Below are 11109 nucleotides of genomic sequence, written 5' to 3'. Positions count from 1 at the left end.
AATCGAGCATTGCGGAATGCGCATCGTCGAACACGATCTTGAAAAAGCGACCGCTGCGCTCAAAAAAAGGGGCTGGCGCGCTATCATTGTGAAATGTTCTCCCAAGCCAGGAACGCCCCCGTAGCGGCCGAGTTAAGCAGACAAAACCCACTTGTGAGGGAGACGAAGCCATGGCCCGCGCAACAGCCCATCCGGATCATCAATGCATCTCAAGCGAAGACATTCAAGGAACCGAGGTTTATGGGGCAGACGGGAAGAATATCGGTGAGATAGATCACCTCATCATCGACAAGGTGTCAGGTCGCGTGGCTTATGCCGTCATGAGCTTTGGCGGATTTGTCGGGTTGGGCCACAGCCATTACCCCATTCCCTGGGGCGCTCTGACCTATGATACGTCGTTTCGCGGTTTTCGAACCAATATCACCGAGCAACAGCTGAGGGACGCGCCTGAGTTCAGTGATGATTCGTGGCAGGATCGCGACTGGGAAACGCGCACTCACCAGTATTACGGAACCCCTACGTACTGGGAGGCGCGACCAGGTGGCCTATAATGGTAGGCAGCGCATCTTAAAGTTTCTGATCGTCAGTGTCAGTCTGGGCGCGCTAGGCGTAGAATATACTCTGACACGTCGCGCAACTGATTGCTCGCGAGCCACGTAGCACAGCAGCTCTCCTTATCGTCTCGTCAGCGGAAGCTAATAATTCCGATCGGCTTTGCCCGCAGCGGGAATGGCTGTAAACAGATAGGTGCTTCAGCCGCGCTTGGCGGAATAGCCAGCGGTCACCTCATCTTTGTGAGCGGCAAAGGCTTCCAGGACTTCGGCCTTCTCGCGCTTAGGAACCTTGAAGTGATCCAGGCTCCGTCCGAGCTCCGCAGCGACTTCGTCGAACTCTGCGGGGGAGATCCGAAGATTGCGGTGAGCCTCCTCAAGGCCAAGCGACGTTGCGCCGGGCCTGGTAGCTGTGAACTTAAAGGACCCACCCGACACGTCGCAGACCCATAGCGTGCGCATGAACTTGAGGCCGGGCAGCCTTTCCAAGCTCTTGGTGTGCCATTCTCGCAGCTGCGGATTCTTCGACTCCTGACCGACGATGGGGTTCTTCACGACGGCATCGCTGAAGTGATCCACGACCGCCGCGATGGCGAAAACGCCGCCCAGCCGCTCATACAGACTTTTCTCAGGCGTGGTTTGCCTGTCCTGTGCGTACGCTTTATCCGAACTTGCCAATGACAGTGGGATGGCGGTCATCGCCAACCCCGCGACGATGCTTCGTCGCGAGATAGAAGTCGAAAGAGCCCTTGCCATTGATGCCTCCTCGGAGATAGCTCGAAAGGCCTTACACCACCTTGAGCACATGCACGCTGTGTCGTAGCTCGGTGTGCTCCGGTGCCAACGGGTGCGTCCTCGATGTCCGACCCGTATGACCGGCGCTCTCCTTGCTGCCTCGTTAGGATTGCCTTGGAAGGAAAAGGTTCCCGTCAAAATCGAATTGGACGTCTCGATCCAAAATCGCGCTATGTTTCATGGCTGCGAATTGTGCGGACGGTGGTGTCAATTTGGCGCGTGTCGGCCGTGGTTAGAGTCCTTACGGCCGACACGGAGGCAAGCGCTTTGGGTTAGTCTGAACCGGATTTGAGGCTTGCGCTCGCCAAAGTCGCGCTTTTTTCTTGCGCCACAGTCGATCGAAGGCTCTCCGCGCCTCAGCCAAGAAGCCGATTTCGCCGGAACATGAAACTGGTCGGAGCGAATCTTCTGGCGACCTCGAGCGCGCGGCTTTCGCAGCTTTCCAGCGCAATCTTCTGGGAGAGCCTGACGTCTCCGATTGGCAGTCCGCCCCGCGGCAGGAAACACAGCCCGACCTCCTCTTTCATCGACCTCGCAGACATTCGCCCCTTGCCCGGGTAGATCCTGTACTGCTTGCCGGTGTCACCGCCCGAGCAGCGCCCCTATGGGTCCTTTGCGTTCGGGCTATACTACGCCGGTTATGGCGCGGGCTGGTTGGGCAGCAGCATCGTCGCAGGCCAGCTATACGACAATCGCCGATCGATCATCAACGCTGATCGGCGATCGTCAGGCGGTCCCGCGCAAGACGGGCTTCCCGTGAGCCGCAAGGGCAGGCAGCATTGTGGGGGAATCCCCTGCGATACGAAGCGCAAAATAGGCAATCGTCGCCCGAAGGCCGTCCTTCAGCGCCACGCGCGGCCGCCACCCCAACGCCCCCGCGGCTGCGTCGATGACGGGCTTGCGGCGCTTGGGATCGTCCTTCGGCAGGGCCTCAAAGCGGAGCGGGGAGGTCGATTCCGTATATGCCAGCACCTCGCGCGCGATGGCCTCGATCGTGACCTCGTGCGGATTTCCGAGGTTGCACGGCCCCATGATGGAGCGCGGACTCTCCATCAGGAGTTGGAGCCCGCGAACGAGATCGTCGACGAAGCAGAAGCTCCGGGTCTGCGTTCCGGCGCCATAGATCGTGATGGGTTCGCCGCGCAAAGCCTGCACGATGAAATTGGAGACGACACGCCCGTCATTCTCCAGCATGCGTGGACCGTAGGTATTGAAGATGCGCGCGACCTTGATCTCGACCCCGTGCATGCGGTGATAGTCGAACATCAGCGTCTCCGCGGCACGTTTGCCTTCGTCGTAACAGGCCCGCGGTCCGATCGGATTGACATTGCCGAGATAGGATTCCGGCTGCGGGTGGACTTCGGGGTCGCCATAGACCTCGCTCGTCGACGCCTGAAGGATTCGGGCGCCTTTCCAACGCGCGAGTTCGAGAATGTTCATTGTGCCGACCACGCAGGTCTTCATCGTGCCGATTGGATCCTTCTGGTAGTGGCGGGGTGAGGCCGGGCAGGCGAGGCTATAGATGCGGTCGATACCGTTCTCGATCTCGATGGGATCGCGTACGTCGTGTTCGATGAAGCGGAAATTCGGGTGATTGAGCAGCGGCCGGATGTTGTCGATCGACCCCGTGAACAGGTTGTCGAGGCAGATCACCGTGCTGCCGCGTTGCAGAAGCGCGTCGCATAGGTGCGATCCGATGAAGCCGGCGCCGCCGGCGATCAGGATCGTGGGTGAGCGGCGGGAGGCATGAATGCGGGTCTGTAGCGTCATGATAGGGGCTTTCAGAGTTCGGCGACCTGCATGGGACGCACGGCGGGAAGCCGCGTGGTCTTGCGGCGGCGCCGCGCGGATGTCTCGACGTAATAGGCCTCCAATTGCCGGGCGCGATGGTCCGAGGTGTGTTCGGCGAGAACCCGCCGCCGCGCGTTATGTGCGATCGTGCGCCGCTGTTCGTCCGGCATGTCGCGCAGGATCTCGACCACCTCGCGCGAACCGGACGCCAGCAGGATTTCCCGTGACGGCTCGAAGATCGTCTCGATGCCGGGCCAGCGGTCCGAGATGATGGGCGTGCCGCAGGCGGCGGCTTCGAACAACCGGACGCTCGGCGAGTAGCCCAAGGCCTTCATGTCGGCGCGAGTGGCGTTCAGCGTGAAGCGCTGTTCCGCGTAGAAGGTCGCATGCTGCTTGGGCGTGATGTGCTCGATGCGAGCGACGTTGGTGGGCCAGGTCACATGCTCAGGATATTGCGCGCCCGCGACGACGAATTGCCCGGATGGCAGCGAGCGAGCCGGTGCGAGCAGTAGCTCGTCGAGGACCGGCTGCCGGTCCGCGCTGTAGGTGCCGAGATAGCCGAGCGCCCATTTCGGCTTAGCGCGCTGGGGCGTGTAGATGTTCGCATCCGCACTGCAATACAGGACACGCGCCAGCGGGCTGCCATAGCTCTCCTCGATCATGCCCGGCACCGGGCCGCCGGCAAACGACAGATAGAGATCGAAACGCGGGATCATCGCGGCGGAGAGATAGTCGAGACCTTGCTCGAGCTTCGACAGCGTGACCGGCGTGTCGATGTCGTAAAACGCGGTGATCCCGCGGGCGTGGGTCGTCGTCCATTCGGCGATGGCGATGCCATCGGGCACATAAGAGCCGATGACCACCAGATCGGCATCCCGGATCAATCTGCCGAACCGGAGCGGAATGTCTCTCAGGGAATGGTAGAGCTCGATAGTCCAGGCCACCGGCTTGGTCAGATCGCGGTGTTCCCGATACCAGGGCACGTCGCGCTCCAGGAATGTGACACGATGCCCTCGTCGCGCCAGCGCTTCGATCAGGGCGCGGTAGGTCGTGGCGTGACCGTTGCCCCAGGACGAAGTGACCGAAAGACCGATGACCACGATGGAAAGCTTCATTCTGCTGCCTCGATTCGCGAACTGCTGCCGACAAAGAGATCGTTGAACTGGCGTGCGCGTTGCCGGTAAGTGTGCTGGCTGAGAATGCGCGTGCGGGCACGGCTGGCCATCGCTTGGGCCCGGCCAGACGTCAGCGACGCGAGATGCTCTGCGACCTCCGCGCCGCTTGCAGCGACCAGCACCTCGCGGTCGGGCTCGATGAAATGGTCAATGCCGTCCCATTGATCGGTGATCAGGCATGCGCCGGCACCGATCGCTTCGAACACGCGCGTTGGCGGTGAGAAGCCGTAGCGCGCCATGCTGTCGCGGTTGACGTTCAGCGTGGCCAGTGCGGAACCGAAGAAGGCGTTGTGATCCTTGGTTCCGACATGACCGACTTTGCGCAGATTGGCGGGCGTGTCCTTGCTGTCCCAGCCGGAGCCGCCGAGCACGAAGGACCTTTCGGGCACTTGACGCGCGACGTCGAGGAAGAAGCGCTCGACGCGCTTCTCGCGATCGGGCAGGCGGTTTGCGAGCAGGCTGAGATCGCAGGCGAAGCGCCGATCTGGTGGCGCAGGAAAATGCGTGGCCGGATCGAGCGCATTGTAGATCGGCACGCAGTCCCGCGCGCCCATGGCGCGATAGGCCGACACGACGCCGTCGCCGCCGCCATAGGTCAGAACCAGGTCGTAGGATCCGATCGCGCGACGCAGATGATGCTGCGGATCGCTTTCCATCGCCTCAAGCGTGGCGGGAGCGTCAACGTCCCAATAGATCCGCATGATTCGCGACGGCAGCTCGGCGACTGCATTCTCCAGCTCCTGATCGAAGACGCCGACGCCGCTGGCCTTGATGAGCATGTCGGCCGATTGGGCGGCGGCACCGAGCGAGCCGCGCCAGCCGTCCGGCGTCGCGGGATAGATGATCACTTTCGCCCAATCCGGATCGTCAATGTCGCGATGGGCCTGGCGCTCGAAGGCGTCGGGCTCGAAGAACGTGATGTCGTGACCGAGTGCTGCAATCTCCTTCAGCATGCCGCGGTAATAGGTGGCGGCGCCGTTCCAGTAGGACGAGACCAGGCTGGATCCGAAGAAGCAGATCTTCATGCGACGGCTCCGACGCATCGCTGGGGCTGTGCCGAGCCGCGTGAGTCGCGGATATCAGCCACGATGCCGACGAGCTGTTCCGCCCGATGACGGCAAGTATGTTGTTCCCTGATCGTCCTCAGTCCCTTCTGCACCATTGCGGAAGACATCTCCCGATCGTCGAGAACGGCACGAAGCGCATGTTTCATCTGGCTGCCATTGGTGACGCTGAGATAGGCTCCATCTGGGAACAGACCCTCTGTATCCGACCAGGGTGCCGAGACCAGCGGAATGCCGCACGCCAACGCTTCGAACACGCGAATTGTGGGAATGCCTGGAAGCGACCGCACATAGGGCCCCCGCGGCACGTGGACCGTTGCACGCGCGCCGGCGAAAGCGACGGGCGCCCAGTGCGCCGGCAGCCAGCCGCCATGCCGGATGCGAGCGGTCTCAATGGTGTGGAGCGCCGCGTCGGAATAGCGCACGCCATAGACGCTCGCGCACAGCTTCAGCTCGGCGACGGGTTCGACCAGGAATTCGTTGAGCTCAGCGCTGCGCTCGCCATCGCCCCAATTGCCGATCCAGACCAGATCGTCGCTAGCCTCGACCTGCGGCAGCGGATGATACAGCGCGACATCGGCGGCCTCATGCCAGGTGAAGGCCCGATCGGCCCAGCCGAGCTTCAGGTAGATCTGCCGAAGCACCTCGCCGAAGGCCAGCACGCCGTCGAATCCGTCGAGGTCGAATTGCGCGAGCTCCTCAGGTGCACTGACGGCGCGGTGATGGGTGTCGTGGAATAGCAGCGTGAAGGCGGCGCCCTGCGCGCGCTTGCCTCCAATTTGCGCGATCAGATCGGGCGAATTCCATTCATGCACGATGACAAGGTCGGCGCCGTCCAGAGCGCGATCGAGATCCAGGCAGGTGTCGTACTGACGAATGTCGACGCCTGCAAACAGCCTCGGAATATCGGCCATCGCATTGGCGCCGCCCTCGCGAATGGCGTTCAAACGGCTCCAGCCGTCGAACGGCTCGTATACAATGACCTTGTGGCCAAGCGCGTGAAGCTCACGCGCATAGCCACGCAGAAAATGCGCATTGCCATTGTTCCAGCAGGAGGTGAATGCGTGATAGAACAGGACGCATCTCATGCGCGCACCTCGATCTGGCAGGTGGGCGCGACCGGGCGGTGAGATGTAAGCAGGCTTTCATAGAGACCGAGATAGGCGTTTGTCATTCGCGTCAGCGAATAAGTCAGGGAATGCTCATAGGCGGCGCGATGCAGCCGTGCCCGTGCGGCTTCGTCGGCGCAAAGCATGGCGAGCGTCTGATGCAGCGCCTTGCTGTCGATCCGATCGAAGAACAGCGCGGCTCCGCTCCACAATTCCCGGAAAGTCGGGATGTCCGACAGGACGAGCGCGCAGCCTGCCGCAGCTGCTTCCAGAACCGAGAGGCCGAATGGTTCGTAGATCGCGGGGCTGACGAAGATCGCCGCATGCCGGAGGCGGGCGGCCATAGCGTCGTGTGGCAACTCCCCGAGCCAGGTGACGCCCGCTGAAAAGCCTGCATCGATGGGGCCGGCGACCTCAACCGGCCAGTCCAGTCCGGGCGCAGCGGCTGCAAGGGCCTCAATGTTCTTGGCGCGATCCCACAGCCGTCCGGCCGCGAAGATCAGATCCTGCTTGCGCCCCGCGGGGTCACGAGGCGCAATTCCATTCCAGATCACCGCACCGCGCGACTGCGGCTGATAGATCGCTGCGACATTGTCGTGGAAAGCCTGGCTTGGACACACCCACGCCGCCGCTGCATCGAGCGCTGCCACGACGCGTTCGGTGTAGCGGCGCCATCTGGGTTCGGTGAGCCAAGTCGTATCGCGGCAGGCGAGCGCCCAGGAATTCACGCAGGAATGCGCGACCAGCACCGTCGGGGCACGCCAGGCGAAGCTCGCCTCGCGAAAGCTGTTGAGATGGATGATATCAGGTATGTGCCTGGCTTCGAGATCGGCGAGGACGCGCCTTGCCTCGGAGATGTTCTGTCCTTCCGGGTCCTGCCATTCGAGCGCGAGCTCCGTCTCGATCAGGTGCACACCGACGTCACGCAGCATCGTGTGCTGATCGGCGCGCGCGCGGGGGCCAAGCGTCACGAGGAAGACATCGGCGCCGGAGGCAGCGAGGCTGGATGCAAGGGCGCAGGAATAGGTCCACACGCCTCCAACCGTATCGGTCGTCATCAAGATCCTGATATCCGCGCTTCGGCTCATGATGCCACCTGGCGTTCGAGGGCATCGAGCGGCACGGGACGGTCGTTCTGGACGTCGCTGAACTGGTTGAACATCTGCAGGTAGTGGCGGTGCGCCCGTTCCCAGGCGAAGTCGTCGGGCTCGCCCCAAAGCTTTCGGTAGTCCGGCGAGCCCGGATAGGGATAGAGCGGCACTGGATCGTTCGCCCAGACGCCCGCGTCCTGCATCGTGCGGCGCCAGCGCTGCACGACGGGATCGTCGTCCTCGGGCACCTCGATCAGATTGGCCTGCACGAAGGGGACGTGGTGCCGGGCTTCGACCAGGCGGTCGGCGAGCTGATCGGTGGTCATCTTGCAGTTCTTGGCCAGCGCCGCGCGACCTTCGACCGTGAGGCTCTCGATCCCCGCTTCGATCGAGACGCAGCCGGCACGGCCGAGCAGCGCGAGCATGTTCGACTTCCAGAGGTCGATACGCGTCTGCACGCCGAACTTCAGGCCGCGGGTGGTCAGTCCTTCCAGCAATTCGGCGTTAGGAAGGAAGATCTCGTCGATGAAGTAGAGATACTCGATGCCTTGGCCGCGCAGACCATCGATCTCGTCGAGAATGACGGCGGCCGGCCGCCTGCGATAGGCGTTGCGGAAGTTCTCCTTGGCGCAGAACGTGCAGTTATAGGGACACCCGCGCGAGGCCTCGACCTCGGCGCCGGGAGCGACCGGCTCGGCTTCGAAGCGATGATGGTGGTGATGATGGCGCCGGATCATCTCCTCCGGCCAGTCGAGCGCGGGCTGATCCTTGAATTCAACGGCCTGCGGACCGCCATTGACCCGAAGCGAAGCGCCGTCGGCGATGCACAGGCCCGGAAAATCTCGCTCGCCATTGGCAAGACGCAGCAGGGACGCTTCGCACTCGCCCATCACGACGATGTCGGCGGCAAGCTTCTTCAAGGCCGTCCTTGGCGTGGTCGAGCCATGCGGCCCGACTACGATCAGGGTCGGGGCAAGGTCGCGCACCGCTCGCGCGAGCTCCTGTGGCACGCGCAGCTCCGGCGGCGCGCAGCGCCAAAACAAATAGGTCGGCGCAGTCGTGATGACGATCTGGTCGGGACCGAATGCGCGCAGCTCGGCTTCGATCTCGCCGAGCGACAGATCGAACATGTGCGCGTCGAGCAGCAGCGTCTTGTGGCCGGCCGCCTTCAGAAAGTACTCGGAGATACCGAGCTCGAGCGGAAGGTGAGGGGAGCGACAGCCGAAATAGATGCTGCCGGCGAAATCCCAGTTCGGGTTGATGAGAGCGATCCGCGTCATGCCAGCGCCTCGCGATTGTCCTGTGATGATCCGAAGCGGCCGTCCAGCCACGAATGGAGCGATCGGAGTCCGTCCGCGAGGAAGATTTGAGGCGCCCAGCCGAGCGTGGTGGACAGCGCCCGCGTATCGCTGACGTACCAGGGTTGATCGCCAGGCCGCCAATCGGCAAAGCGATACGTCATCTTGCGGCCGGTCAGGTCGGTGATGCCGTCGATCAGTTCCAGGAGGCTGATCGCGTTAGCCGGGCCACCGCCGAGATTGAATACGCGCCCGCGGGTCAGCGCGATGTGGTCAAGCGCGGCGAGCCATGCGCTCACCGCGTCGGATACGTGCAGCGCGTCGCGAACCTGGTGACCATCGCCGTAGATCGTCAGTGGATTGCCGCGGATGGCGCTGAGCAGGAAGTACGCGATCCAGCCCTGATCCTCGGTGCCGAACTGGCGCGGCCCGTAGATGCAACTCATCCGCATCACTACGGTCTGGAGCCCGAACACCCGGGCATAGTCGTGGACGTATTGGTCCGCCGTGCCCTTGGAGCATCCATAGGGGCTGTAGAAATCGAGCGCCGCATTCTCCGAGATGCCGCCGGCCAACCCGTTGCCAGTCGGGGCGTAGCGGCGACCGGTGAGCGCGATCTCGCCGTCGTCGATCAGCCGGCCGTAGACCTTGTTGGTCGAGGCGAAGATCACGGGTGCGGTGCTGTTGTGCAGGCGAAGGGCTTCGAGCACGTTCAATGTTCCGCGGGCGTTGATCTCGAAATCGGCGACGGGGTCGGTTACGCTATCGGTAACGGCGACCTGGGCCGCGAGGTGCAGCACGGCGCGCGCCTCGCGCACGGCGTCGATCACCGGGATCGGCTCGCGAATGTCGGCCACGGTGATCGTGACGCGATCGCCGTGCCTGGACTTCAGCCATTGCGCGTTTTCGCGCACGCCGTCCCGGGCGAGATTGTCCAGCAGCAGCACGCGGTCGCCACGCTCGGCAAGGCGATCGGCGAGGTTGCAGCCGATGAAGCCGCATCCGCCGGTGACCAGGACAGGCTTGTTGTCTCGTTCACTCATCACGCAACCAATCCTCGTTGCAGCAGCTCCCTGGTGGCCCGTTCCGCCTGATCATCGGCGATCTGGTCCGCAAGATATTCCGCGAGTTCTTCAAGGCCGGTCTTGAACTCGACATGCGGCTCGAAGCCGAGCAGGTCGCGCGCCTTGCCGATGTCGGCGAAGCAGTGCCGGATATCGCCGGCGCGATATTTCCGTGTGATCTCGGGAGCGATGGCACGGCGCCCCATCACCTCGGCCAGATCCTCGGCGACAGAGAGGATCGTGCGGCTCTGGCCCGAGCCGACGTTGAACACGTCCTGCGTATGGTCCGCCTCGAGGGCCATGCGGCAGGCGCGGGCGACGTCATGGACGTGAACGAAGTCGCGCCGCTGCCTTCCGTCCTCGAAGACGAGCGGTGGCCGGCCGTTGAGCAGCCGTGCAGCAAAGATGGCGAGCACGCCGGTATAGGGGTTGGAAAGGGCCTGGCGTGGTCCGAATACGTTGAAGAAGCGCAGACCCACGGTCGGGATACCATAGGCTTTGCCGGTGATCAGGCACATGCGCTCCTGCGCATATTTGTTGAGTGCGTAGATCGAGCTCAGCGACGGTTGTTTGGTTTCGGGAGTTGGCATGGGATCGAGCGGACGGTCGGCTCCGTCCCGCAACTCCCATTCGCCTCGGCGAAGCTGCTCGAGCGGCCGTTCGTCGCGGGCGACGACGCTTCCGTCACGACCGCGATACAGACCCTCGCCATAGATGCTCATGGAGGATGCGACCACCAGCCGGTCGATCGGACGTTTGGACAGCGCTTGCAACAGCACCGCGGTACCGAGCTCATTGGTTCTGACATAAGGCTCGATGTCGTACATGCTCTGGCCAACGCCCACGGCGGAGGCGAGATGCAGCACCACATCGGTGCCGCTCAGGGCCTGTTCGACCGCGAGGCTGTCGGTGACGTCGCCGACAATGAGTTCGGCGTCATCGGCGAGATAAGCGGGGCGCTGGCGGTTGCCGCCGTGAACCTGCGGCGACAGATTGTCGAAAAGGCGGACCTCATAGCCCGCCGCAAGCAGCACATCGGCGGCGTGCGAACCGATGAATCCGGCGCCTCCAGTAACCAGTACCCGCGTCATTCACCGCTCCGTGCGCCTTGAGACCGATCCTTTCGGGATCGATCGATGATGAGGTTGAAGCGCGCTTCTGCTTGGTCGGG

10 protein-coding genes are annotated in these 11109 nt (G+C 63.0%); 1 reads left to right on the top strand and 9 read right to left on the bottom strand.

The genetic code is table 11. The features are described from left to right. Positions 1–170: 170 nt before the first annotated feature. The gene (locus LRP30_RS25015; protein ID WP_249756586.1) at positions 171–551 is read left to right on the top strand and encodes a PRC-barrel domain-containing protein; all 381 of its coding nucleotides are present in this window, start codon (positions 171–173) and stop codon (positions 549–551) included. 201 nt (positions 552–752) lie between these two features. Here LRP30_RS25015 and LRP30_RS25010 read toward each other — a convergent pair whose 3' ends face one another. The 9 genes from LRP30_RS25010 to LRP30_RS24970 all read right to left on the bottom strand — a co-directional run bounded on the left by LRP30_RS25010 (position 753) and on the right by LRP30_RS24970 (position 11029). Beyond that, positions 753–1307 (bottom strand): group 1 truncated hemoglobin, encoded by a 555-nt coding sequence (locus LRP30_RS25010; protein WP_249756585.1) that lies wholly within the window; start codon positions 1305–1307, stop codon positions 753–755. A 765-nt stretch (positions 1308–2072) separates the two neighbouring features. Next, a complete protein-coding gene (locus LRP30_RS25005; RefSeq protein ID WP_249756584.1) occupies positions 2073–3116 on the bottom strand; it encodes a UDP-glucuronic acid decarboxylase family protein in 1044 nt (347 codons plus the stop codon). 11 nt (positions 3117–3127) lie between these two features. After that, positions 3128–4252 (bottom strand): glycosyltransferase, encoded by a 1125-nt coding sequence (locus LRP30_RS25000; protein ID WP_249756583.1) that lies wholly within the window; start codon positions 4250–4252, stop codon positions 3128–3130. Next, the gene (locus LRP30_RS24995) at positions 4249–5337 is read right to left on the bottom strand and encodes a glycosyltransferase (protein ID WP_249756582.1); all 1089 of its coding nucleotides are present in this window, start codon (positions 5335–5337) and stop codon (positions 4249–4251) included. Before LRP30_RS24995 ends, LRP30_RS25000 begins: the two co-directional genes overlap by 4 nt. Continuing rightward, entirely contained in the window at positions 5334–6464 is a 1131-nt protein-coding gene (locus LRP30_RS24990) for a glycosyltransferase (RefSeq protein ID WP_249756581.1), read from the bottom strand. The genes LRP30_RS24995 and LRP30_RS24990 overlap by 4 nt, the downstream gene beginning before the upstream one ends. After that, complete coding sequence (locus LRP30_RS24985) at positions 6461–7573, bottom strand: glycosyltransferase family 4 protein (RefSeq protein WP_249756580.1); 1113 nt, start codon at positions 7571–7573, stop codon at positions 6461–6463. The genes LRP30_RS24990 and LRP30_RS24985 overlap by 4 nt, the downstream gene beginning before the upstream one ends. Beyond that, positions 7570–8856 (bottom strand): TIGR04295 family B12-binding domain-containing radical SAM protein, encoded by a 1287-nt coding sequence (locus LRP30_RS24980; protein WP_249756579.1) that lies wholly within the window; start codon positions 8854–8856, stop codon positions 7570–7572. The genes LRP30_RS24985 and LRP30_RS24980 overlap by 4 nt, the downstream gene beginning before the upstream one ends. Then, positions 8853–9917 (bottom strand): NAD-dependent epimerase/dehydratase family protein, encoded by a 1065-nt coding sequence (locus LRP30_RS24975; protein WP_249756578.1) that lies wholly within the window; start codon positions 9915–9917, stop codon positions 8853–8855. The genes LRP30_RS24980 and LRP30_RS24975 overlap by 4 nt, the downstream gene beginning before the upstream one ends. Continuing rightward, on the bottom strand, positions 9917–11029 hold the full coding sequence (locus tag LRP30_RS24970; protein ID WP_249756577.1) for an NAD-dependent epimerase/dehydratase family protein: 1113 nt from the start codon (positions 11027–11029) through the stop codon (positions 9917–9919). The genes LRP30_RS24975 and LRP30_RS24970 overlap by 1 nt, the downstream gene beginning before the upstream one ends. Positions 11030–11109 lie beyond the last annotated feature (80 nt).

The organism is Bradyrhizobium sp. C-145 (assembly GCF_023375135.1).
In the GTDB taxonomy this organism is placed as follows: Bacteria; Pseudomonadota; Alphaproteobacteria; order Rhizobiales; family Xanthobacteraceae; genus Bradyrhizobium; species Bradyrhizobium zhanjiangense.
Note: the sequence above shows the minus strand (reverse complement) of the source record. Positions and strands in the feature narration are given on the sequence as shown.